Origin of the sequence: Rhizobium sp. 'Codium 1' (assembly GCF_020889605.1) — a bacterium.
Taxonomy (GTDB): domain Bacteria; phylum Pseudomonadota; class Alphaproteobacteria; order Rhizobiales; family Rhizobiaceae; genus Allorhizobium; species Allorhizobium algae.
Window position 1 is genome coordinate 761,431 of the sequence record NZ_JAJGPW010000001.1, and the last position, 22,095, is coordinate 783,525.

A 22,095-nucleotide genomic window follows, 5' to 3' on the forward strand; every position below is an offset into this window, starting at 1 on the left:
AACGGCATTATGCTTTCTTTGTTCCCTCAGGAGCACCATGTCTGCCACCCAAACCGGCTTCGTTCGGTCCACGCTGCTCTTTCTCCTGATCGGCACCGGAATTCTCATCGGGATCATCGTCGCGACCCTCGGTCTCGTCGAGCGCACGCGCTCGACTTTCGACTACATCCTGCAGGAGCGCAGCATCCGTCGCATGTCGGCCGACCTGATGCAGAAGCTGACGGATGCCGAGACCGGCCAGCGTGGCTTCGTCATCACACGCGACGAGCTGTTCCTGCAGCCCTACGAAGGCGCCACCGCCGAGATCCGGGACGACCTGGCACAGCTTGGCGAAGCCGTGAAGGATCGGCCGATCAAAGCCGCGCAGATGGCTGAGCTGCGCGACAGGGTCCGCAGCAAGCTGGACGAGATGGGGCAGACAATCAATCTCGTGCGGAGCGGCGAGCCGGATCAGGCCATCGAGCTCGTCCAGAGCGATGTCGGCCGCGAGTTGATGGACGACATCCGCGAGATACTCGATCGGTTCAAGGAACTGTCCGACGCCAATGTCGAAAGCGGAACCCAAGACCAACTTGCCGCCACACAACAGCTTCAATGGATCACCATCGGTGGCGGCATCGCCATTATCGCCGTCATGGGCGGCGCGCTCCTCGTCGTCGCGCAACATGTCCGGGCACTTGCGTCCTCCCGCCGCGAGGTGGAAGTCCTGAACGAAGGCCTCGAGGCGCGCGTTGCGGAACGCACCGAGGACCTGATGCAGGCCAACCAGGAAATTCAGCGTTTCGCCTATATCGTGACCCACGACCTGCGTGCGCCGCTGGTCAACATCATGGGCTTCACGGCGGAACTGGATGCTTCGCTGAAGGCGTTGCAGGCCTATGTGCTGAACGACGGCAAAGCCATATCGGAGGAGCAGATCCACGAGGCGCGGCTGGCGGCGGCCGAGGACCTGCCGGAAGCAATCGGCTTCATTCGTTCGTCAACGAAGAAGATGGACGGCCTGATCAACGCCATCCTCAAGATTTCCCGCGACGGCCGGCGCCAGCTGAAGCCCGAGATCGTGGAACTGCAACCGATGCTCGAGACCATCACCGCGAGCGTCTATCATCAGATCAGTGAGAGCGACGGAAACATCGACCTCGACATCAAGGCGCCCCGCCTCAACACCGACCGGCTTTCGGTCGAACAGATTCTCGGTAACCTTTTCGACAATGCGATAAAGTACAAGCATCCGGATCGGCCTTTGGCCCTCGCTGTCCGAACCGCGCCCGAAGGGCGGCTCATGGTTCGGATCGAAGTGGAGGACAATGGCCGTGGCATTGCAGAACAGGATCACGAACGCATCTTCGAACTCTTCCGGCGGTCCGGCCATCAGGACCAGTCCGGCGAAGGCATCGGTCTCGCCCATGTCCGCTCGCTTGCGCGCAACCTGGGTGGGGAGATCACAGTTCGGTCCCGCCTAGGGAAGGGATCGACCTTCGTACTGCGACTGCCATCTGATCTGTCACGCTTGGTACGGAGTTGAATATGAAAGCCGTGGGTAAAGAAGTCACCATCATCATGGTTGAAGACGACGAGGGTCACGCCCGTCTCATCGAGAAGAACGTGCGGCGCGCCGGCGTGCACAACGAGATCATCCCGTTTACCAACGGGACCGCGGCGCTCGACTACGTTCTTGGAAAGGATCGCAGCGGCAAGGCTTCGGAAGATCGTTACCTTCTGATCCTGCTCGACCTCAATCTACCGGACATGTCGGGCACCGATATTCTCGACCAGATCAAATCCAATCCGCATACGCGGCGGCTGCCGGTCGTCATCCTCACCACGACGGATGACGAGCGGGAGATCCAGCGGTGCTATGACCTCGGGGCCAATGTCTATATTACCAAACCCGTCGATTACGACAATTTCGCCAACGCGATCCGCCAGCTCGGTCTCTTCTTCTCCGTCATGCAGATCCCATGACCGCGGATCAGCGTCGATGAGATTCCGCGTCCTCTACATCGACGATGATGCGGCCATCGCGCGGCTGGTGCAGAAGCATCTGGGTCGGCTGGGGCACGAAGTGTCCCATGCCGAAAACCCAACAACGGCGCTCGAGCGGATGCACAGCGAAGGCTTCGACGTCGTCGTGCTCGACCATTATCTGCGACACGGCACAGGCCACGAAGTTCTCGCGCAGATGCGCGAGAGCAAGGTCGATTTGCCCGTCGTCTATGTCACGGGCTCCAACGAGGCCCAGGTTGCAATCGAGGCGATCAAGGCTGGCGCGGCCGACTACGTGATCAAGACGGTCAGTGACGACTTCCTTTCCCTGCTGACGAGCGCCATCGAGCAGTCCGTCGCCAATGCCCAGTTGCGGGCGGCCAAGGCGAAGGCTGACGAAGAGATCCGGCTTGGCAAGGAAAGGGCGGAGGCGCTGCTTGCCGAAGTCAATCACCGTGTTGCCAATTCGCTGGCGCTCGTGGCGAGCCTTCTCCGATTGCAGATCTCGAGTGCCCGCAGCGAGGAGGTCAAGGCGGAACTCGCCGAAACCCAGGCGCGGATCTCGGCGATCGCCGGCATGCATCGCAGCCTCTATACCTCCGACGACGTCAGCAAGGTCGAACTCGACCGTTATCTCAATCGCCTGACAGTCGAGCTCTACAATTCGTTGCACAGCGCCGAAAGGCCGATCCGTCTGCTCCTCGATGCCGATCCGATCACGCTGACCGCCGACAAGGCCGTATCCGTCGGCATGGTGGTCACGGAACTCGTCACCAATGCCTTCAAATATGCCTATCCCCAGGGGCAGAGTGGGGACATCCGGGTGACGCTCAAGACGATCTCGGTCGAGGAGGCGATACTGCGCGTGGAGGACGACGGCGTAGGCATCGATCCTGATTGCGCGCCGAAGGGAACAGGGCTCGGCAGTCGCATCGTCAAGTCGATGGCCGCAACGCTCGGGACGGGTCTGCGTTACCTTGAAACCGAGCGCGGAACAGTCGCGGAGGTGCCGCTCCGCCTCGGCACGAATGGTTGATCCGCTCCGTTTACCAGTCTTGTTCTTCAAGCATTTTCCACCCGCAGAATTTGCGCTAGGGTCCGGCCGACAGAAAGGGGTCCCTTTGCATGACCTTGGCCGGAAAGCGTATTTTGCTGATTATCGCGGGCGGTATCGCCGCCTATAAGAGCCTCGACCTCATTCGCAGGCTTCGCGAGCGCGGTGCTGACGTGCGCCCGATCATGACGCGAGGGGCGCAGGAATTTGTCACACCGCTCGCCGTGGGCGCCCTCTCGGCCTCCCATGTCTATACCGAACTCTTCTCCCGCGAAGACGAACAGGATGTGGGCCACATCCGACTGGCGCGGGAATGCGATCTCGTGCTCGTCGCGCCCGCCACCGCTGACCTGATGGCGAAGATGGCGAACGGGCTTGCCGACGATCTGGCCTCGACCGTATTGCTCGCCACTGATCGCCCTGTGCTGATCGCGCCTGCGATGAACCCGAAAATGTGGTCCCATGCGGCCACACGGCGGAATTTTTCCGTGCTCCAGCGCGACGGGATCCAGGCGATCGGGCCAATGGAAGGCGAGATGGCTGAGAGTGGCGAACGCGGGCGCGGACGCATGGCCGAACCGCTGGAGGTCGTCGCCCGCGTTGAGGATCTGCTTTCGGGACCCAGGCCCCTCGCCGGGCTGAAGGCAGTCGTCACCTCCGGGCCGACACATGAGCCGATCGATCCCGTGCGCTACATCGCAAACCGCTCTTCCGGCAAGCAGGGACATGCGATCGCGGCGGCACTGGCCCGGCTTGGTGCAGATGTGACCCTCGTCTCAGGGCCTGTGATCATACCCGACCCCGAGGGCGTTCGGACATTGCATGTCGAGCGCGCCGAAGAGATGCGCGATGCCGTGATTTCCACGCTGCCGGTCGACATCGCGGTCATGGTCGCTGCCGTGGCCGACTGGCGGGTCGCGGCCTCGGCGGAGCAGAAGATCAAGAAGCAGCCCGGCGAGGCGCCGCCACCGCTGCAGCTCGCCGAAAACCCCGATATTCTGAAAACAATCGGACGCCACCCCGAGCGCCCGCGCCTCGTCGTCGGCTTTGCTGCCGAGACGGAGAATGTCGAGGACAATGGTCGGGCCAAACTCGAGCGCAAGGGTGCCGACCTGATCGTCGCCAATGATGTCTCCCCCGAGACCGGCGTGATGGGTGGCGACCGTAACCGGGTTCGCCTGATTTCGCATGACGGAGTCGAGGCATGGCCCGATCTCACCAAGAGCGAAGTGGCCGAGCGACTGGCGATGTGGATCGCCACCCAGATCGGGGGAACCGGCGCATGAGTCTTTTCGACCGGGACGGATTCGAGGCGCTCGTGCGGAGCCTGCCAGGAACCAGTCTTGTCGACCAGTGGGACGCCCGAGTGGCCAAGGTGGGCGACAAGGTCTTCACACTGCTGACCGATGCCGAACGGCGGATCTGCTTCAAGGTAAGCGAGGAAAGTTTCGAGATCCTGACGGCACTCGGTGGCGTGGCGCAGGCCCCCTACTTCGCCAAGCGCAAATGGGTGACGGTCGATCCGGAGACGGAACTCGCTGCAGCAGAGATAGCAGAGTACATCCGCCGCTCGCATCGCTTGGTGGCCGGTGGCCTGACCAGGAAGCTGCGGGCAGAACTGGGGATCCCAGCTTGACGGGAGAAGTTAGCCGGCCATAGCGGGCTGGCGTACCTGATCGAGCCTGATGCGTTCGACCTGCGGCTTGAACTCAGCGGCATCCAGCCCGTTCCCATTGAGGATCACGGCACTGCCGGCCGTGATTTCCACCCAGGTGTCCGTCTCGTCGTTCAGGGGTTCCGAGACGAGGCAGTAGCTTCCCTTCGGCCCCATGGGGGCGGCATAGAGCGTGGGGGCGTGCTCGTCGGTGGAGTAGCGAACCGCATAGAGCGTCTCGCCGTCGGAAAAAGCCGCCGTCAGGCGAATCCTGGCCTCGCCGGTCAAATGCAGGCTGATCTGTTCGACGAAGCCGACGGCCTCGCTCATGGCGGCGATCGGGCGCTCCCGCAGACCAAACTGCAGGGCGAGCAGGAAGAGGAGTTCGCTGTCGGTGGTACCGACGCGGGCGTGGAAATGTTCGTCGTCCAGCATGCCTTCCATGGGGCGGCGGATGCGATCGAAATTGTCGATCTGGCCATTGTGCATGAAGGACCAGTTTCCATGCACGAAGGGATGGCAATTGTCGCGACGCGTCGCGCCATGGGTCGCGGCACGCACATGGGCAAGAAAGAGCGGCGAACGGATCTGGCGGGCAAGGCTCTTCAGATTGCAGTCGGACCAGGCGGGGAGAACATCGCGGAACCGGCCGGGCTCGGGGCGATCACCATACCAGGCGATGCCGAAACCATCGGCATTGGTCGCAGTTTTCGCGCGTGTTGCGCAATGGGATTGCTCGATCAGGGAATGAGCGGGCGAGGTGACGAGCTCCTCCAGGAAGATCGGAACTCCGCGATAGGCTGCCCAGCGACACATATGTCCTTACAACTCCCAATCCGCCGAACCACCGACGACTTTCATCCAGTCTTGGCTCGAATGGCTAACGATTTGCAAACGTCACTGCTTTCATGACAGATATTTATCCGGGCCGGCAATGGCTTTCCGCAGTGCAACACGAGCAAAAGTGAACACTGCGTTGCTTTTGGCGCTCCTCCGCAGCCTCCTTCGATCGTCTATATTGGCTGCAACCGAAGCCTTTCGTTCCGAGGAGATCCCCGATGTCCATACGTCCCGTCAAACATGAGAGCCGCGCCACGCCGACCATGGAAGGCGCCGGCGTCAAGCTGCACCGCGTCTTCGGATTCGGCGATCCTGACATGACCGATCCGTTCCTGATGATGGACGACTTCCGCAACGACACGCCGAGCGATTATGTCCGCGGCTTTCCGTGGCATCCGCATCGCGGCATCGAGACGATCACCTATGTGCTTGCCGGGACCGTCGAACATGGCGATAGCCTGGGCAATCAAGGTATGCTGGGCGCCGGTGACCTGCAGTGGATGACGGCCGGTAGCGGGATCCTGCACCAGGAAATGCCAAAGGGCGATTTCGCCGGCCGCATGCACGGTTTCCAGCTCTGGGCCAACCTGCCCTCGTCGCTGAAGATGACGAAGCCGCGCTATCAGGACATCAAGTCAGCCGACATTCCGGTCGTCGTGGACGATGACGGGACTTCGGTCCGTGTCATCTCCGGCGAATTCTGGGGCAAGAACGGCCCGGTCGACGGGATTGCCGCCGAACCGGTCTATCTCGACATTTCGGTGCCGCCGGGCAAGCGCAAGTCCTTCCCGGTCGATACCTATCGCTCGGCATTTGCCTATATCTTCGCCGGCTCCGGGTCGTTCCGCGATGCGTCGACGCCCTTCGGCGTCAAGGTCGAGAAGGAGTATCTAGGCGAAGAGCTGAATATCCGCGACCTCTCCGGAAACCGTACGCTCGTCGTCTTCGACACCGGCGACGAGATTATCGTGCAGGCGGGCGAGCAGGGTATCCGTTTCCTTCTCGTGACAGGCAAGCCGATCAAGGAGCCCGTCGCCTGGCACGGGCCGATCGTGATGAACACCCACGAAGAGCTGATGCAGGCGATGAAGGAGCTGCAGAACGGAACCTTTATCAAGGCCGAGCATTAAACCCCGCAGTCAAGTTCACCTTGCCCGGCGGCACTCCACCGCCGGGCCTTCTTTTTTTGTAGATCCCGTCTCCCAGCCATCAACTCTGCCCCGAGACCTCCCACAGGGCGTGGAAATGGTGGACCGGGCCATGCCCCGAACCGACGGACAGTTGACCCGAAGTCCGGACCGCGTCTCCGAGCCAGGCCTTGGCGAGCCTCACAGCCTCCGGTGTTTCGAGGCCCTTCGCCAGTTCGGCGGCCAGGGCGCTCGACAGGGAACAGCCCGTGCCATGGGTGTTGCGCGTAGGGATGCGATTGGCCTCAAACCACGTCACGGTTCCCCCGGCCACCAACACGTCGGGGCTTTCCTGGCCCGGCAGATGACCACCCTTGACGAGGGCGGCCTCCGGGCCAAGGCCCGTCAGCCTGATGGCCTGGGACTCCACGATCCGCCGGTCGCAGGCTTCGGGGTCGCCGAGCAGAGCCGCGGCCTCCGGCAGGTTGGGCGTGAGCAGTGTGGCCAGCGGCAGGAGCTCGTTCGTCAGCGCGTCGATCGCCTCCGGGTCGAGCAGAGCGGCCCCTCCCTTGGCGATCATGACGGGATCGAGCACGATGGGGATGCCGCGATGAGGCCTCAGCATATCGGCGACCGCGCGCGCGATGCCGGAGTTGGCAATCATGCCGATCTTCACCGCATCGACGCGAATATCGGCAAAGACCATGCGGATCTGCTCTGCCACGAAGCCGGGATCGAGCGGCATGACGGCCGAGACCCCTCTCGTATTCTGGGCGGTCAGCGCGGTGATGACGGCCATGCCGTAGCAACCGCGCGCGGAGAAGGCCTTGAGGTCCGCCTGGATGCCGGCACCCCCGGAGGGGTCGGAGCCGGCAATGGTGAGCACGTTGCGGATGGGGGACGATGGCATCTCGGCTTCTCCTTTGCGGGTGGAGAAGCGACGGGCAGACGCAGAGAGCCCGCGGCACCCGAGCGACTCCCTCCGCCAGCATGATCTGGTTCAGGTTCAAAGGGTGCTTCTCAGCCCGGCTTTCGCCGGACGCCCCTGTCTCTCGAGGTCGAGACTAGGCGAGAGTGGTGTCTCTGTCACTCATCTCTCGCCGATTTAAGTGTTTGCAGGCTTGGCCCGGAGCAGCTAGGGGAGCCTCATCGCGCATTGGACCAGAGGAGCCACGCCTTGCATCATTCCCCCGACAGGCTTTTCGACCGCTCCTATGACGCTTTTCTCTTCGACATGGACGGGACGCTGCTCAACTCCATCGCCGCTGCCGAACGGGTCTGGAGCCGCTGGGCGCTGAGGCATGGTCTCGATCTCGAGACCTTCCTGCCCTTCATGCACGGCAAGCGTGGAATCGACACGATCAGCGCGCTGAACCTGCCCGGCATCGACGTGGTGCAGGAAGCTCTCGAGATCGAGCGCGGCGAAATCGAGGATCTCGACGGCGTTGTTCCCATTTCGGGTGCCGTCGCCTTTCTGAAAAGCCTGCCTGCGGAGCGCTGGGCAATCGTGACTTCGGCGCCTTCCGCTCTTGCGCGTGCCCGCATTGGTGCTGCCGGCCTGCCACAACCGCTGCAAATCGTGACGGCTGAGGATGTGAAGATCGGCAAACCCGATCCGGCCGGCTACCGCCTCGGCGCGCAGAAGCTTGGCGTCGATCCGTCCCGCTGCCTGGTCTTCGAGGATGTACTGGCTGGCGTCAGGGCCGGAGAAGCGGCAGGGGCCGATGTCGCCGTCGTCACGGCCACCCACGCCCAGCCGCTCGAGACATCACATCCGACCATTGAAAGCTATGAGCGCCTGCGGGTCGACTTCCAGCCACCGTCAGGGCTGCGGATCGCTTCGGCAATTTGACGGGTCGAGAGGCAGGTGGCGAGCCAGCGCCGCCACCCCCCGAGACAGATCACGCCGCCTTGACGGCGTGATACTCCTTGATGGCAACCATCTTGATCGCCGGGTAGCGTTCGGACTCGTAACGAAGCGAGAACTGGTCTTGCGCCATGAAGACCGGGTCGCCATCGAGATCGCGGCAGATGTCGCCACGGCGCTGGGTCATGAACTTTTCAAGATCATCCTTCTGTTCGGCCGAAATCCAGCGGCAGACGGAGAAGCGCGACATTTCGAAGGAGACCGGCAGGCCGTATTCGCCCTGAAGGCGCTCCTTCAGCACGTCGAGCTGCAGCGCGCCGACGACGCCGACGATGGCAGGCGAGCCGTCTTCCGGCGAGAAGAGCTGCACGACACCTTCTTCCGCCATCTGCTGCAGGGCTTCCTTCAGCTTCTTTGCCTTCATCGCATCTTCCAGACGGACACGGCGCAGGATTTCCGGCGAGAAGTTCGGCACGCCCTGGAACACGAGGTTTTCGCCTTCGGTCAGGGTATCACCGATGCGCAGCGTGCCGTGGTTCGGGATGCCGACGACATCACCGGCGTAAGCCGTATCGGCGAGCTGGCGCTGCGAGGCGAAGAAGAACTGCGGTGCCGTCAGGCCCATCTGCTTGCCGGTGCGGGCAAGGCGCGCCTTCATGCCGCGCTCCAGCTTGCCGGAGCAGATGCGGGCAAAGGCGATGCGGTCCCGGTGATTGGGATCCATATTGGCCTGGATCTTGAAGACGAAGGCCGTCATCTTGTCTTCGGCCGCGTGCACCGTTCTGACATCGGCGACCTGGTCGCGCGGCGGGGGCGCAAAGGCGCCCAGCGCGTTGATCAGGTCGCGCACGCCGAAATTCCGCAAGGCGGAGCCGAAGAAAACCGGCGTCATGTGACCTTCGAGGAAGGCCTTGTGATCGAAGGGCCGGCAGGCTTCCTGGGCCAGTTCCAGCTCGTCGACGAAGGTGGCGCGCTCGTTTTCCGGCAGGTTTTCGGCGACGTTCTTCGGGTTGTTGACCGCGAGCGCCTCGACCTGCTTGTCGGAGCCGCGGAAGGTGTTGTCGACCAGATTGTAGGAGCCACAGAAGCTTTTCGAACGACCGACGGGCCAGGTGATCGGGGCCGTGTCGAGCGCCAGCTTCTCTTCCACCTCGTCGAGGATCTCGAAGATGTCGCGGCTTTCGCGGTCCATCTTGTTGACGAAGGTGATGATCGGGATGTCGCGCATGCGGCAGACCTCGAACAGCTTCAAGGTTCGCGGCTCGATACCCTTGGCGGCATCGATGACCATGACGGCCGCATCGACGGCGGTCAGCGTGCGATAGGTGTCGTCGGCGAAGTCTTCGTGACCCGGTGTGTCGAGGATGTTGAAGACATTGCCGTCATATTCGAAAGTCATGACGGACGTGACGACCGAGATGCCGCGCTCGCGCTCGATCTTCATCCAGTCCGACCGGGTCTGGATGCGATCCTTCTTGGCCTTCACTTCACCGGCGAGCTGGATGGCGCCGCCGAACAGCAGCAGCTTTTCGGTGAGTGTCGTCTTACCCGCATCCGGGTGCGCGATAATAGCAAAGGTGCGGCGGCGGGAGACCGCCTCGGCGAGCGTTTCGGCCATGATCGTGAAGTTCCTTCTGGTCGGGCGGTTATCTAGCGTTTCACCGGCCAATATGCAATTGAGCGCGACAAACAAAGGAATCCTGCCCATGTCCGCCATCCGCTCCGACGTCCCAGGTCCCCTGCTCACGCTCAAGCGCCTGCCGCATGGCGAGGGGCTGGAGCTTCCCGCCTACGAGACGGCGGGGGCTGCCGGCATGGATCTGCGCGCGGCCGTCGATGACGGGGAACCACTCACGCTCGCGCCCGGCGCGAGGGCGCTGGTTCCAACAGGCTGGATCATGGAAATCCCGCACGGTTTCGAGGCGCAGATCCGGCCGCGCTCGGGGCTCGCCTTCAAGAACGGCGTCACCTGCCTCAACACGCCAGGCACCATCGACAGCGACTATCGCGGCGAGGTGAAGGTGCTCTTGATCAATCTCGGTGAGGCCGATTTCGTCATCACCCGCGGCATGCGGGTCGCGCAGATGGTGATCGCACCGGTGACGCAGGTCAGGCTGACTGAGGTAACCGAGACTTCGGAGACTGTGCGAGGTGCTGGTGGGTTTGGTTCGACGGGGGTGTGAGGGCGGCGTTTACCGCTGCGCTTCCGCCACCATGCGGATGGCGAGCGCGGCGAGCACGGTGCCCATCAACCAGCGCTGCACGACCATCCAGAGCGGCCGGCCCGCGAGGAAAAGCGCAATGGTGCCAGCGGTCAAAGCGATCAAACCATTGACCGAGACGCTGATGACGATCTGTGTGAAGCCGAGGCTCAGCGACTGAAGAAGCACGCTGCCCCGCGCTGGATCGACAAATTGCGGCAGCAGCGACACATAGAGGATCGCGACTTTCGGATTGAGCAGGCTTGTGACGAAGCCCATCAGAAAGAGCTTGCGCGGGCGGTCGACCGGCAGATCGCGGACCTGAAAGGGTGAGCGTCCGCCGGGGCGCAGGGCCTGCCAGGCCAGCCAGGCGAGATAAAGTGCGCCGCAGAGCTTCAGCACTTCGTAGGCCAGCGGCACGGCCAGCAGCAGCACGGTGATGCCGAGCGCGGTCAAAACCATATAGACCACAAAGCCGAGGGCGACGCCTCCGAGCGAGACAAGGCCCGCCATGGGACCCTGGCAAATCGACCGTGACACCAGATAGATCATGTTGGGTCCGGGTGTCAGGACCATGCCGAGGCAGATCAGGCTGAAGGCGAAGAATGCAGGCAGGCTTGGCACAACGACGTCTCCACGCAAGTGTGCACCCTCCTTGATGCAACCGACCCCGGATCGCAATCGCGATCGTGTCACCGTTGCAAGTCTTTGCCGCCAGGATTAGGAATGGGGCGAGGAGGAGCCCCCATGACCCTGACGACCATCATTGCCTATTGCGGCGCCCTCTTCATTGCGGCTGCCATTCCGGGCCCGGGCATGACGGCAATCGTGGCGCGTGCGCTGGGCTCCGGCTTCCGGCCGACCTTCTTCATGGGGCTCGGGCTGATTCTCGGCGATCTCGTCTATCTGACGGCCGTCATCCTTGGGCTTTCGGTGCTGGCCAAGACCTTTGCCACGCCCTTCCTGATCCTGAAATTCCTCGGGGCGGCCTATCTCGTCTATGTCGCCTGGAAGCTCTGGACGGCCGGGCTCCTGCCGCAGGACATCAAGGCGCAAAAGGCCATGCGCCCGGCGCTTTCGTTCCTCTCCGGCCTGCTGGTCACACTCGGCAATCCGAAGACCATGCTGTTTTACGTGGCTCTCGTGCCGACACTCATTCCGCTGGAGGCAATCGGGTCTGCGGACTACGTTCTGCTCGTCGGGCTGACCTTCATCGTCCTGATGGCGGTGCTGCTGCCCTATATCCTTCTGGCCGCCCAGGCGCGGGGCCTGCTCAAGCGGCCGGAGGCACTCAAGCTGCTCAACCGCGGCGCGGCGGGGGTCCTTGCGGGTACGGCAGCCTATATTGCGGCGCGTGCGGCCTGAAGCCGGTCCAGGCGTTCCAAGCCTTGCGGAGGCGGAGCAGATTATTCCAACCAGGCGTCCCTCGGCGACATGCCTGTGCTGGCGCGGCCTTCGAGGGAAGCATAAGCTGGGTTCAACAAGATCATCAGGGAGAAACACATGACTGAGCAGAAAAAACCCGGTCGCGGACGCGTCTATGGCTCGATCACCGAAACGATCGGCGACACCCCCATCGTCAGGCTCGACAAGCTGGCCAGGGAAAAGGGCGTGAAGGCGCATCTGCTGGCCAAGCTCGAGTTTTTCAATCCAATCGCCTCGGTCAAGGACCGTATCGGTGTGGCAATGATCGAAAGCCTGGAAGCACAGGGCAAGATCGTGGCCGGCAAGACGGTTCTCATCGAGCCGACTTCGGGCAATACCGGTATTGCTCTTGCCTTCGCGGCAGCCGCCAAGGGCTATCGCCTGATCTTGACCATGCCCGAGACCATGTCGATCGAGCGACGCAAGATGCTGGCGCTTCTCGGGGCGGAACTCGTGCTGACCGAAGGTGCCAAGGGCATGAAGGGCGCGATCGCCAAGGCCCAGGAACTGGCTGATGCGACGCCTGACGCCGTGATCCCGCAGCAGTTCGAAAACCCGGCCAATCCGGAGATCCACCGCAAGACCACGGCCGAGGAAATCTGGAACGATACCGAAGGCACGATCGACTTCCTGGTGTCGGGCATCGGCACGGGCGGCACGATCACCGGCACGGGCCAGGTGCTGAAGAGCCGCAAGCCAGGGGTCAAGATCATCGCGGTGGAGCCTGCCGACAGCCCGGTTCTGTCCGGCGGCAATCCCGGCCCACACAAGATCCAGGGCATCGGCGCAGGGTTTGCGCCTGCTATCCTCGACAGGGAAGTCTATGACGAAGTCATTACCGTCACCAATGACGAAGCCTTTGAAAATGCCCGCCTCGTCGCCCGGCTCGAAGGCGTACCGGTCGGCATTTCCTCCGGCGCTGCGTTGACTGCCGCGATCCAGCTCGGCCAGCGGGAGGAGAATGCCGGCAAGACAATCGTCGTGATCATCCCGTCCTTCGCCGAACGTTATCTTTCGACCGCCCTCTTCGCCGGTCTCGGCGAGTGAACCATCCGCGGAAGCGCCGGCTCGGGACCGGCGCTTCCGCAAGCATTGCGGCGGGTCACATCCCCGGCTAGTTTGCCTCCGACAATCCGACTGCATCCCCAGGGGGCCCATGCGCGCACTTCTTCATCGCCTCCCTGCCTTCGCCTCGGTGCAGGAGCGACATTCCCCCAGCGGCCTCGTCGCCACCTATGTGGCGAGCCTCATCGTCTTCGTTATCGCCCTTGCCATCAGGGCATGGTTCGATCCCGTCCTGCCCGCCGGATTTCCCTTCCTGACATTCTTCCCGGCCGTCATCATTTGCGGCTTCGTCTTCGGGCTGAGGCAAGGCCTGATGGTGGCGGCACTATCCGGCATTTCGGCCTGGTATTTCTTCATCAGCCCCGGACGGTTCGATTTTTCCATGGGGACGCTTCTCGCCATGGGGCTTTACCTGTTTGTGGTGGCGACCGACCTGACACTAATCTATCTCGTCACGAGGGCCTATCGCCAGGAGATGACCACGCGCGAGGAGATCCAGCGGCTTGCCGAACAGCAGGAGGTGATGGCGCAGGAGCTCGACCATCGGCTCAAGAACATCTTCGCCACCATCAACGCGATCATCAGCCTCTCGCTCAAGAACGCCTCCAGCGCCGACGAGCTCGCCGCGCGGCTGCGCGACCGGCTGACCGCGCTTGGCCGGTCCAACCTTTTGTTGCGAGGCTTGCGCGAAGGCGAAGACGCCTCGCTGCAAAGCGTCGTCTTCCAGGCGCTCGAACCCTTCGCCATTGTCGGCACGCCGCGCTTTTCCGCCAGCGGACCGCGCGTCCCGATCGGCGGCCAGACCGTTGTCGTGCTCAGTCTCATCCTGCACGAACTCGGAACGAATGCCGCGAAATATGGGGCACTCAGCGTGCAGGGCGGCCACGTCGCCCTCGACTGGTCGGTCGAGACACATGCAGAACCGGCCGAGCAACTGGTGATCACCTGGCGCGAGAGCGGCGGACCGGTCCCCTCCCCACCCCTGGCCGGCGGCGGCGGCTTCGGCTCGACGCTGATGAAACGCGTCATTGCCGGCGTGCGCGGACAGACCGAAATCACCTATCCGGAAACGGGTGCGGTGATCCGCATGATGCTGCCGGTCGACATGTTGCGCCCGACAGAAGGGCCGCCCGCCGAGCATTGAGGCTCTATCGCCGTCCTGCCCGGCCTCCACATCAGGCTGCCGTTGCAAGCCTCTCGGACGCGATGCGGTAGGAGATCGCTTCGGCCAAGTGAATGCGCCCCAGGATTTCAGCGCCGTCGAGGTCGGCAAGCGTCCGGGCGACCTTCAGCACTCTGTGGTATCCACGCGCCGAGAAGCGGAACTTGTCGGCCGCATCACGCAAGAGCTGGAGGCCCGAGGCATCCGGTTCGGCCAGCGTTTCGATCAAGGCCGTCGAGCAGCGGGCATTGGTGCTGACTGCGAGACCAAGCCTTTCGAAACGATCCCGCTGCCGGGCGCGGGCCGCAGCGACGCGCCTGGCCACCTCTACGCTGCTTTCGGCCGTTCGCGGCCGGATCAAATCGCTGGCAGAGACCGCGGGAACGTCGATGCGGATATCGATGCGGTCCATCAATGGCCCGGAAATGCGGCCCTGATATTCGGCCTGACAGCGGATCCCGCGGGCGCAGACATGACCCGGCTCCCCCGCCATGCCGCAGCGGCAGGGATTCATCGCGGCGACCAGCTGGAAATCGGAGGGATAGGAGACGCGGTGGTTGGCGCGGGCGATGATGCATGCGCCATTCTCGAGCGGCTGGCGCAAGGCATCGAGCACCGGCGGCGCAAATTCCGGCAATTCGTCGAGGAACAGGATGCCGTGATGGGCGAGCGAGGCTTCACCGGGCTTTGCCCGCAGGCCGCCTCCGACAAGGGCTGCCATGGTGGCCGAGTGATGCGGCGTGCGGAACGGCCGCCGATCGGAGAGCTTGCCGCCGGAGAGCTGGCCGGCAATGGAATGGATCATCGACACTTCGAGCAGTTCGGACGGCGACAGCGGCGGGAGGATGGAGGGCAGACGCGCCGCCAGCATCGACTTTCCCGAACCGGGCGGGCCGACGAAAAGCAGATTGTGACCGCCGGCAGCGGCCACTTCCAGCGCGCGCTTGGCGCTTTCCTGCCCCTTGATGTCGGCGAGATCAGGCAGATTGGCGGCGGGTGCCCGCACCGAAGGCTCCGGTCGGGTGAGCACCTGCGTCCCCCGGAAATGATTGGCGAGCGCGATCAGGCTGCGCGGGGCGAGGATATCGACCTCGCTGCCGGCCCAGGCCGCTTCCGCGCCGCTATCGGCCGGGCAGATCAGCCCCTTGTCCATGGCATTGGCACTGATCGCTGCCGGCAATGCGCCGGCGATCGGGGCGATGGTGCCATCCAGGTTCAGCTCGCCGATAACCAGGAAGCCGGATAGCGCGTCCCCGGGGATCGCGCCGAGTGCGGCCATGAGGCCGAGCGCGATGGGCAAGTCGAAATGCGAGCCTTCCTTGGGAAGGTCCGCCGGCGCCAGATTGACCGTCACCCGCTTGGCCGGCAGTGCCAGACCGGAAGCGTGCAGCGCCGCCTGAACGCGCTCGCGGCTCTCGGCCACCGCCTTGTCGGGCAGACCGACGATCTGCATGCCCGTCTTGCCGGGCGCGACCATGACCTGAACCTCGACAGGCACGCCCTCAATACCCTGGAATGCAACCGTACTGATACGCGCTACCATTGCCCGCCCTCGCCGATCGACCTGAAACCGCCGGTGCAACTTCATATTGCGTGTGGCGACAGGAACAATCTCGCATAGGAGGCGATGATGCGCAAGAACATTTGCGGAACAGTCGCATCTTCAGATGGCGTTAGGTTGCAACCGTCGGGGCAATCCGGACAGGCCTGGAACTTCCAGCGGGGTTTCAGTCGGTCAGGTGCGCTTGCGCTCGATTGCATCCCAGAGAAGGGCCGCTATGTCGGCGCCGCCGAACTTCTTCACTTCGCGGATGCCGGTCGGCGATGTGACGTTGATCTCGGTCATGTAGTCGCCGATGACGTCGATGCCAACGAGCAGGAAGCCGCGTTCACGCAGGGCCGGTCCGATGCGGGCGCAGATTTCCCGCTCGCGCGCCGTCAGTTCGGTCGGCTCCGGTCTTCCGCCGGCATGCATGTTGGACCGGGCGTCGTGTTCGGCGGGTACCCGGTTGATTGCGCCCACCGGCTCGCCATCAACGAGGATGATACGCTTGTCGCCCTTGCGGACGGCCGGCAGATAGCCCTGAGCGATGAACGGCTCGCGGAACATCTGGCCGAACATTTCCATCAGCGAGGAGAAATTGCGGTCGTCGCGCGTCGAGTGGAAGACGCCGGCGCCGCCATTGCCGTAAAGCGGCTTCAGGATGATGTCGCCCTGCTCCTCGCGGAAGCGGGCGATCTCGGCCGGATCCTTCGTGATCAATGTCGGCGGCATCAGGTCAGCGAACTCGGTGACGAAGATCTTTTCCGGCGAATTGCGCACCCAGGCCGGATCGTTGACGACGAGCGTTTGGGGGTGGATGCGCTCGAGCAGGTGGGTGGCGGTGATATAGGCCATGTCGAAAGGCGGATCCTGGCGCAGCAGCACCACGTCCATGGACGAGAGATCCACCCGCTCGGCGGCGCCGAGGGTGAAGTGGTCGCCCTTGACGTCGCGCAGTTCCATCGGCTCGACGGTCGCATAAACCTTGCCGTCGCGCATCGACAGGCGCTCCGGCGTGTAGTGGAAAAGCTTGTAGCCGCGCGCCTGCGCTTCCAGGCTCATGGCGAAGGTGGAGTCGCCCGCGATGTTGATCGTGGATACATGGTCCATCTGGACCGTGACATTGGTAATCTTCGCCATGGGGTCTGTCTCCGTTCGGAAAGTCTCGGAGATTTAGGCCGTGCGGCGGGGGATAGCAACGCCGCGCGGCCTCAATTTTGCTGAACGAGGTTTCAGGTCAGAGTGCGGAATACTTACCACGCCTCAGCGCGTTGCGGATCCGGTAGAGTGTGGCGAGCGGTCCGGGGAAGGGTTTTCGCAGGAAGGCAACCTTGCGGACGTAATTGTCGACCCGCCACGTCGACCAGGTACCCTGGCGGAAGTAAGCGATGTCGCCTGCCCTCAGCATGCGCTGGCTTCCGTCCTCGCCGGTGACATGCACTTCGCCTTCCTGGATGACCACTGTTTCGTCCCAGCCGAAGAACCAGCGGAACTCGCCAGCGGTGCAATCCCAGACGGCCGTCAGGCTCGCCTCGTCGGTGCTTTGCGAATGCTCCCCGATACGCGCGAGCGGCGTGCCGCGAATGATCCAGTCCGCGTTGATGGGCGCTGCCTTGAGCGCCAGGTGATCACCATTGGCGGCGACTACAGGCGCCTGCTCATCCATACGGCGGTGCGGCGCCATCAGTGCAGCACTCGCCATTCCCGCCAAAAGAAGCTTCAAAGCCATGTTTTCCCCCTCTCAAATCGCAGGGGACGCTACCAGCAAGCTCCTAAGTTCACGTGAGCCCGACTGTTAAAATGCGCGCGATCGGCTCAGGCAAAAGCCTGGCTGCGCTCGGCGGACGCAGTCGTCGAGACCGCGTCGCGCGAACCGAGTTCCAGGCGCTGGCCGGTATCGGCTGCGAAGAAATGCAGCCGGTCCGGTGCGATCCGCAAGGGCAGCCTGGCCGCGAGCGGGACGCTCGAGCCGACGACCGCGGTGAGAGGTTGTTCGCCGATCAGACCATGCACGAGCCGCTGGGCGCCGAGTTCCTCGACATAATCGATGGCAAGATCGAACATCACGTCGCCCTCGCCTGCGAGGACCAGATCCTCTGCCCTCAGACCCACACGGACATCGCCCTGCGGCCAGACACCGTTCAAGGCGATCTGCTCGTCCCCGATGGTGAGTTCAGAGCCTTCGATCCGTCCATGGACGAGGTTCATAGCCGGTGAGCCGATAAAGCTCGCGACAAAGGTCGAGGCCGGACGGTTGTAGACCTCAAGCGGCGTGCCGATCTGCTCGATCCGGCCACTGTTCAGCACCACCAGGCGGTCTGCGAGTGTCATGGCCTCCAGCTGGTCATGGGTGACGTAGATCGCGGTCGTCTTCAGCCGCTTCTGCAGCTTGCGGATTTCGCCGCGCATGGTGACGCGCAGCTTGGCGTCGAGATTGGAAAGCGGCTCATCGAAGAGGAAGACGGCGGGTTTGCGCACAATCGCACGGCCCATGGCAACGCGCTGGCGCTGGCCGCCGGAGAGCGCACGCGGCTTGCGGTCGAGATATTTCTCGATCTCCAGCATTTTGGCGGCTTCCGCCACGCGAGCCGCAATTTCCGCCTTTGGCGTGCCCCGGTTCTTCAGGCCGTAGGCAAGGTTGTCGTAGACCGTCATGTGCGGATAGAGCGCATAGTTCTGGAAAACCATGGCGATGTCGCGGTCTGCCGGCTCGACTTCGTTGACCACACGATCGCCGATCGAGATCGTCCCCTCTGAAATATCCTCAAGCCCCGCGACCATGCGCAGCAGCGTGGACTTGCCGCAGCCGGAGGGGCCGACGAGCACAATGAATTCGCCGTCCTCGATCTGGATGCCGACCGTGTCGACGGCCATAGCGCCGCCCTTGTCATAGATCTTGGAGACCCGGTTGATGTCGATGGACGCCATGGTTGGCACTCCCTTTACTTGTCTGTTTCGGTGAGGCCCTTGATGAACCAGCTCTGGAACACCACCACCACGATGACGGGGGGCAGGAGTGCGAGCACGGCCATGGCAAAGGCTTCGTTGTAATCGGGGATCTGCGAGCCGACCCAGACCTGCAGGATCTGCTTGATGCCGCGCATCAGGGTGTAGAAGCCCTCGTCGGTGGTCATCAGCATGGGCCAGAGATACTGGTTCCAGCCATAGACGAACATGATGATGAAGACGGCGGCGATCATGGTGCGCGAGAGCGGCAAGAGGATATCGATGAAGAACTTGAAGGGGCCGGCACCATCGATGCGCGCGGCCTCCAGAAGCTCGTCCGGCACGGACTTGAAGAACTGCCGGAAGAAGAAGGTGCCTGTGGCGGAGGCCAGAAGCGGCAGGATGAGGCCCTGATAGCTGTTCAGGAGCGAAAGCTCGCTCATGACCTTGTAGGTCGGCATGATGCGCACTTCGAGCGGCAGGAGCAGCGTGGTGAAGATCAGCCAGAAGGCGAGTGTGGCAAAGCGAAAACGGAAGTAGACGATGGCGTAGGCTGCCAGCATCGACAGCACGATCTTGCCGATGGCAAAGCCCAAGCCCAGGATCAGCGAGTTCATCGCCATGGTGAGACCCGTCACCTGGCCGGTGAAGCCGCCGGACTTGAACAGGACCTTGTCATAGGTCGTGGCGAAATTGTCCCCAACCGAGAGCATCAGGCCGTGCGTGTGGATCTCGGCGGCGGAGTGGGTCGAGGTGGTGAAGGCCACCACCAACGGTCCGAGCATGAAGATGACGCCTGCGATCAGGATCAGATGGTCGAAGAATTTGGTGCGGTACATGGCGCTCTCCTCAACCGTAATGGACGCGGCGTTCGATGAAGCGGAACTGGATCATGGTCAGGACCAGGACGACCAGCATCAGGATGACCGACTGGGCCGAGGACGAGCCGAGGTCGTTGCCGCGGAAGCCGTCGAGATAGACCTTGTAGACCAGGGTGATCGGGTTGTTAGCCGGCTTGTCCTTCACGATGACGTCGATGACGCCGAAGGTGTCGAAGAGCGAATAGGTCATGTTGATAACCAGCAGGAAGAAGGCGGTCGGCGTGAGCAGCGGCAGGATGACGGTCCAGAAGCGGCGCGTGCCGGACTTGCAGTCGATCGCCGCGGCCTCGCGGATGGAGGCCGGGATGCCCTGCAGGCCGGAGAGAAAAAAGATGAAATTGTAGGGGATCTGGTTCCAGACGGCGACCGCCACCATGGCAAAGGCAGTATCGAAATAATTCAGGCCGACCTTCATGTCCCAACCGAAGAGGGCGGCGAATTTGACGAAGGGACCGATATGCTGGTCGAAGAGCATCATGCCGATCAGCCCCGCGACCGGCGGGGCAATGGCATACACCACGATCAGCAGCGTCTTGTAGGCGGACTGGCCGCGAACGACAGCATCCGCCTTCAGCGCGAGCAGCATGCCGATCGACAAAGCCAGGAAGGTGACGATCAGGCTGTAGGCGATCGTGAAGCGGGCGATCCGCTGGTATTCCGGTGAGGTGAGCGCATCCGTGTAGTTGTCGGCGCCGACGAAGCTCGAACCGAAGCCAAAGGGGTCCTCGATATAGAAAGAGGACTGGATGGCCTGCATCGAGGGCCAATAGAAGAAAATGGAAATGATCGCGAACTGCGGCAGCAGGAACAGATACGGCAGGTATCGCGAGTTGAACTGGACGCGCTTCATGGAGCCCTCTCAAGGCAAGTCCCGGGGGCTTGTCGCCCCCGGGCCCCAATCAAGTTTCAGAAATGATCAGCCAGCCGTCTTAGCAAAGCGGGCGAGAAGCTCGTCGGCTTCCTTCTTGATCGTTTCCATGGCGTCCTTTGCCGTCGTCTCGCCGGCGAAGAGGCGGTTGTATTCGCGCTCCATCACTGCACGGATCTGCGGGTAGAAGCCGAGGCGATAGCCCTTGTTCCACTCGGCCGTCGGCAACTGCAGCTGCTGGATGCCGACTTCGGCAGCCGGCTTTTCGTTGTAGTAGCCTTCCGACTTCGACAGTTCGTAGGCGGCGTTGGTGATGGCGACGTAGCCGGTGGCCTGGTGGTAGAACTTCTGGACGTCGGTCGAGGTCAGGAAGTTGAAGAAGGAGGCCGAGCACTTGTTCTCTTCAGCCGACTTGCCAGCCATCGCGAAGAGGGCAGCACCACCGATGAAGGAGTGCACGCCAGCGCCTTCGATCGAGTCCCAGTAAGGCAGGAAGGTTGCCGAGAAGGGCATGGTCGCCGTCGTCTGCAGGCCGCCGAAGGAGCCGGACGAACCGATCCAGAGAGCGGCCTTGCCTTCTTCGAAGACCTTCTGGTTGTCGTTCCAGGCAGCACCGTAGTAGCCGAACAGGCCCTGGTCGTACCAGGCCTTCAGCTTGTCATACATCATGACGTGGTTTTCGTCGGTGACGTTGATCGTCGTATCAACGATGCTGTCATAGCCGTTGTTGTTGGAGGCGAACTGGATGTTGTTGCGCGAGAAGAAGTTCTCGGTGAACTGCCATGTCAGCTGCGACTGGACGAGCGGGATGAAGCCGGCTTCCTTGAGCTTTGGAGCGATGGCTTCGAACTCTTCCCAGGTCTTGGGGGCTTCGACGCCGGCCTTCGTCAAGGCTTCGTCATTGATGTACATGATCGGCGCCGACGAGTTGAACGGCATGCCGACGAACTTGCCGTCGCTATCGGCGTAGAAGTAGCGAACACCCTCGATGAAGGCTTCGCGGTTGAATTCGAAACCGTTGTCCTTGAGGAGGTCTTCAGCCGGAATGGTCGCGCCCTTGGCATTGATGATGGTGGCAGCGCCGGCGTCGAAGACCTGCAGGATGTTCGGCTGTTCGCCCGAACGGAAGGCGGCGATGCCGGCCGACAGGGCTTCTTCGTAAGTCCCCTTGGACACGGGCGTCAGGGCGCACTCGCTCTGAGCTTCGTTGAACTTCTGGGCGATCTCGTTGATGACTTCGCCGTTGCGGCCGCCCATGCCGTGCCACCAGGTGATGTTGGTCGCGGCAAGCGTCGTCGATGCGGTCATGGTCAGGGCCAGAGCGGCCAGGGAAATCTTCTTGATCATGGGATAGATCCTCTCCACCGGTTGTTGCGGTGAGGGCTCCATTAGGCGCGCTCCATGACAGCGACTTGAAAGTTTTATGTCAGGGCTGTCACAAAACGAAGGTTTCGCTATTCCCAGTCCGAAAGTGAA

22 protein-coding genes and 1 riboswitch are annotated in these 22,095 nt (G+C 62.6%); of the genes, 11 read left to right on the forward strand and 11 right to left on the reverse strand.

The features are described 5' to 3' along the window. Positions 1–37 precede the first annotated feature (37 nt). The 5 genes from LJE98_RS03615 to LJE98_RS03635 all read left to right on the forward strand — a co-directional run bounded on the left by LJE98_RS03615 (position 38) and on the right by LJE98_RS03635 (position 4,676). On the forward strand, positions 38–1,525 hold the full coding sequence (locus LJE98_RS03615; protein ID WP_229573478.1) for a sensor histidine kinase: 1,488 nt from the start codon (positions 38–40) through the stop codon (positions 1,523–1,525). A gap of 2 nt (positions 1,526–1,527) precedes the next feature. Beyond that, positions 1,528–1,965 (forward strand): response regulator, encoded by a 438-nt coding sequence (locus LJE98_RS03620; RefSeq protein WP_229573479.1) that lies wholly within the window; start codon positions 1,528–1,530, stop codon positions 1,963–1,965. Between the two features lie 16 nt (positions 1,966–1,981). Further along, positions 1,982–3,022: a response regulator gene (locus tag LJE98_RS03625; protein WP_229573480.1), complete on the forward strand. Its 1,041-nt coding sequence runs from the start codon at positions 1,982–1,984 to the stop codon at positions 3,020–3,022. 89 nt (positions 3,023–3,111) lie between these two features. After that, positions 3,112–4,326, forward strand: coding sequence for a bifunctional phosphopantothenoylcysteine decarboxylase/phosphopantothenate--cysteine ligase CoaBC (gene coaBC / locus LJE98_RS03630; protein WP_229573481.1), 1,215 nt, complete (start codon positions 3,112–3,114; stop codon positions 4,324–4,326). Beyond that, a complete protein-coding gene (locus tag LJE98_RS03635) occupies positions 4,323–4,676 on the forward strand; it encodes an MmcQ/YjbR family DNA-binding protein (RefSeq protein ID WP_229573482.1) in 354 nt (117 codons plus the stop codon). The genes coaBC and LJE98_RS03635 overlap by 4 nt, the downstream gene beginning before the upstream one ends. Before the next feature lie 9 nt (positions 4,677–4,685). Here LJE98_RS03635 and LJE98_RS03640 read toward each other — a convergent pair whose 3' ends face one another. Next, entirely contained in the window at positions 4,686–5,510 is an 825-nt protein-coding gene (locus tag LJE98_RS03640) for a class II glutamine amidotransferase (protein WP_229573483.1), read from the reverse strand. A 242-nt stretch (positions 5,511–5,752) separates the two neighbouring features. Between LJE98_RS03640 and LJE98_RS03645 the strand changes: the two genes are divergently transcribed. Then, positions 5,753–6,664 (forward strand): pirin family protein, encoded by a 912-nt coding sequence (locus LJE98_RS03645; protein WP_229573484.1) that lies wholly within the window; start codon positions 5,753–5,755, stop codon positions 6,662–6,664. A gap of 79 nt (positions 6,665–6,743) precedes the next feature. Here LJE98_RS03645 and thiD read toward each other — a convergent pair whose 3' ends face one another. Continuing rightward, positions 6,744–7,571: a bifunctional hydroxymethylpyrimidine kinase/phosphomethylpyrimidine kinase gene (thiD, locus tag LJE98_RS03650; protein WP_229573485.1), complete on the reverse strand. Its 828-nt coding sequence runs from the start codon at positions 7,569–7,571 to the stop codon at positions 6,744–6,746. A gap of 50 nt (positions 7,572–7,621) precedes the next feature. After that, a riboswitch (TPP riboswitch) is annotated at positions 7,622–7,718 on the reverse strand. Positions 7,719–7,838: 120 nt separating this feature from the next. Between thiD and LJE98_RS03655 the strand changes: the two genes are divergently transcribed. Beyond that, positions 7,839–8,513 (forward strand): HAD-IA family hydrolase, encoded by a 675-nt coding sequence (locus LJE98_RS03655; RefSeq protein ID WP_324255809.1) that lies wholly within the window; start codon positions 7,839–7,841, stop codon positions 8,511–8,513. 49 nt (positions 8,514–8,562) lie between these two features. Here the strand turns inward: LJE98_RS03655 and LJE98_RS03660 are convergent, their stop codons facing one another. Next, on the reverse strand, positions 8,563–10,146 hold the full coding sequence (locus LJE98_RS03660; RefSeq protein ID WP_229573486.1) for a peptide chain release factor 3: 1,584 nt from the start codon (positions 10,144–10,146) through the stop codon (positions 8,563–8,565). Positions 10,147–10,234: 88 nt separating this feature from the next. Here LJE98_RS03660 and dut point away from each other — a divergent pair, with 88 nt between their 5' ends. Next, on the forward strand, positions 10,235–10,711 hold the full coding sequence (dut, locus tag LJE98_RS03665; protein ID WP_229573487.1) for a dUTP diphosphatase: 477 nt from the start codon (positions 10,235–10,237) through the stop codon (positions 10,709–10,711). A 9-nt stretch (positions 10,712–10,720) separates the two neighbouring features. Here the strand turns inward: dut and LJE98_RS03670 are convergent, their stop codons facing one another. Continuing rightward, positions 10,721–11,305 (reverse strand): LysE family translocator, encoded by a 585-nt coding sequence (locus tag LJE98_RS03670; protein WP_229573904.1) that lies wholly within the window; start codon positions 11,303–11,305, stop codon positions 10,721–10,723. Between the two features lie 171 nt (positions 11,306–11,476). Here LJE98_RS03670 and LJE98_RS03675 point away from each other — a divergent pair, with 171 nt between their 5' ends. The 3 genes from LJE98_RS03675 to LJE98_RS03685 all read left to right on the forward strand — a co-directional run bounded on the left by LJE98_RS03675 (position 11,477) and on the right by LJE98_RS03685 (position 14,363). Continuing rightward, positions 11,477–12,094 carry a LysE family translocator gene (locus tag LJE98_RS03675; RefSeq protein ID WP_229573488.1) on the forward strand — a complete coding sequence of 206 codons (618 nt, stop codon included), beginning with the start codon at positions 11,477–11,479 and terminating at the stop codon, positions 12,092–12,094. A gap of 138 nt (positions 12,095–12,232) precedes the next feature. After that, positions 12,233–13,201 (forward strand): cysteine synthase A, encoded by a 969-nt coding sequence (gene cysK, locus LJE98_RS03680; RefSeq protein WP_229573489.1) that lies wholly within the window; start codon positions 12,233–12,235, stop codon positions 13,199–13,201. A 109-nt stretch (positions 13,202–13,310) separates the two neighbouring features. Beyond that, positions 13,311–14,363 carry an HWE histidine kinase domain-containing protein gene (locus LJE98_RS03685; RefSeq protein WP_229573490.1) on the forward strand — a complete coding sequence of 351 codons (1,053 nt, stop codon included), beginning with the start codon at positions 13,311–13,313 and terminating at the stop codon, positions 14,361–14,363. Positions 14,364–14,394: 31 nt separating this feature from the next. Here LJE98_RS03685 and LJE98_RS03690 read toward each other — a convergent pair whose 3' ends face one another. The 7 genes from LJE98_RS03690 to LJE98_RS03720 form a co-directional block, all read right to left on the reverse strand. Then, positions 14,395–15,924: a YifB family Mg chelatase-like AAA ATPase gene (locus tag LJE98_RS03690; RefSeq protein ID WP_229573491.1), complete on the reverse strand. Its 1,530-nt coding sequence runs from the start codon at positions 15,922–15,924 to the stop codon at positions 14,395–14,397. Between the two features lie 192 nt (positions 15,925–16,116). Further along, positions 16,117–17,064 carry a glutathione synthase gene (gene gshB / locus LJE98_RS03695; RefSeq protein WP_229573492.1) on the reverse strand — a complete coding sequence of 316 codons (948 nt, stop codon included), beginning with the start codon at positions 17,062–17,064 and terminating at the stop codon, positions 16,117–16,119. 97 nt (positions 17,065–17,161) lie between these two features. Continuing rightward, positions 17,162–17,653, reverse strand: a complete 492-nt coding sequence (locus LJE98_RS03700) for a cupin domain-containing protein (RefSeq protein ID WP_229573493.1) — start codon at positions 17,651–17,653, stop codon at positions 17,162–17,164. A gap of 86 nt (positions 17,654–17,739) precedes the next feature. After that, the gene (locus LJE98_RS03705) at positions 17,740–18,852 is read right to left on the reverse strand and encodes a sn-glycerol-3-phosphate import ATP-binding protein UgpC (protein ID WP_229573494.1); all 1,113 of its coding nucleotides are present in this window, start codon (positions 18,850–18,852) and stop codon (positions 17,740–17,742) included. Positions 18,853–18,866: 14 nt separating this feature from the next. Beyond that, positions 18,867–19,709 carry a sn-glycerol-3-phosphate ABC transporter permease UgpE gene (gene ugpE, locus LJE98_RS03710; RefSeq protein ID WP_229573495.1) on the reverse strand — a complete coding sequence of 281 codons (843 nt, stop codon included), beginning with the start codon at positions 19,707–19,709 and terminating at the stop codon, positions 18,867–18,869. A 10-nt stretch (positions 19,710–19,719) separates the two neighbouring features. Beyond that, positions 19,720–20,601: an ABC transporter permease subunit gene (locus LJE98_RS03715; protein ID WP_229573496.1), complete on the reverse strand. Its 882-nt coding sequence runs from the start codon at positions 20,599–20,601 to the stop codon at positions 19,720–19,722. 66 nt (positions 20,602–20,667) lie between these two features. Continuing rightward, a complete protein-coding gene (locus LJE98_RS03720; RefSeq protein WP_229573497.1) occupies positions 20,668–21,966 on the reverse strand; it encodes an extracellular solute-binding protein in 1,299 nt (432 codons plus the stop codon). Between the last annotated feature and the right edge of the window lie 129 nt (positions 21,967–22,095).

Bases quoted from the DNA above. Each gene is read 5' to 3' on its own strand.
- LJE98_RS03615 (WP_229573478.1), top strand. From the start codon at position 38: ATGTCTGCCACCCAAACCGGCTTCGTTCGGTCCACGCTGCTCTTTCTC.
- LJE98_RS03620 (WP_229573479.1), top strand. From the start codon at position 1,528: ATGAAAGCCGTGGGTAAAGAAGTCACCATCATCATGGTTGAAGACGAC.
- LJE98_RS03625 (WP_229573480.1), top strand. From the start codon at position 1,982: ATGAGATTCCGCGTCCTCTACATCGACGATGATGCGGCCATCGCGCGG.
- coaBC (WP_229573481.1), top strand. From the start codon at position 3,112: ATGACCTTGGCCGGAAAGCGTATTTTGCTGATTATCGCGGGCGGTATC.
- LJE98_RS03635 (WP_229573482.1), top strand. From the start codon at position 4,323: ATGAGTCTTTTCGACCGGGACGGATTCGAGGCGCTCGTGCGGAGCCTG.
- LJE98_RS03640 (WP_229573483.1), bottom strand. From the start codon at position 5,510: ATGTGTCGCTGGGCAGCCTATCGCGGAGTTCCGATCTTCCTGGAGGAG.
- LJE98_RS03645 (WP_229573484.1), top strand. From the start codon at position 5,753: ATGTCCATACGTCCCGTCAAACATGAGAGCCGCGCCACGCCGACCATG.
- thiD (WP_229573485.1), bottom strand. From the start codon at position 7,571: ATGCCATCGTCCCCCATCCGCAACGTGCTCACCATTGCCGGCTCCGAC.
- LJE98_RS03660 (WP_229573486.1), bottom strand. From the start codon at position 10,146: ATGGCCGAAACGCTCGCCGAGGCGGTCTCCCGCCGCCGCACCTTTGCT.
- dut (WP_229573487.1), top strand. From the start codon at position 10,235: ATGTCCGCCATCCGCTCCGACGTCCCAGGTCCCCTGCTCACGCTCAAG.
- LJE98_RS03670 (WP_229573904.1), bottom strand. From the start codon at position 11,305: ATGGTCCTGACACCCGGACCCAACATGATCTATCTGGTGTCACGGTCG.
- LJE98_RS03675 (WP_229573488.1), top strand. From the start codon at position 11,477: ATGACCCTGACGACCATCATTGCCTATTGCGGCGCCCTCTTCATTGCG.
- cysK (WP_229573489.1), top strand. From the start codon at position 12,233: ATGACTGAGCAGAAAAAACCCGGTCGCGGACGCGTCTATGGCTCGATC.
- LJE98_RS03685 (WP_229573490.1), top strand. From the start codon at position 13,311: ATGCGCGCACTTCTTCATCGCCTCCCTGCCTTCGCCTCGGTGCAGGAG.
- LJE98_RS03690 (WP_229573491.1), bottom strand. From the start codon at position 15,924: ATGGTAGCGCGTATCAGTACGGTTGCATTCCAGGGTATTGAGGGCGTG.
- gshB (WP_229573492.1), bottom strand. From the start codon at position 17,064: ATGGCGAAGATTACCAATGTCACGGTCCAGATGGACCATGTATCCACG.
- LJE98_RS03700 (WP_229573493.1), bottom strand. From the start codon at position 17,653: ATGGCTTTGAAGCTTCTTTTGGCGGGAATGGCGAGTGCTGCACTGATG.
- LJE98_RS03705 (WP_229573494.1), bottom strand. From the start codon at position 18,852: ATGGCGTCCATCGACATCAACCGGGTCTCCAAGATCTATGACAAGGGC.
- ugpE (WP_229573495.1), bottom strand. From the start codon at position 19,709: ATGTACCGCACCAAATTCTTCGACCATCTGATCCTGATCGCAGGCGTC.
- LJE98_RS03715 (WP_229573496.1), bottom strand. From the start codon at position 20,601: ATGAAGCGCGTCCAGTTCAACTCGCGATACCTGCCGTATCTGTTCCTG.
- LJE98_RS03720 (WP_229573497.1), bottom strand. From the start codon at position 21,966: ATGATCAAGAAGATTTCCCTGGCCGCTCTGGCCCTGACCATGACCGCA.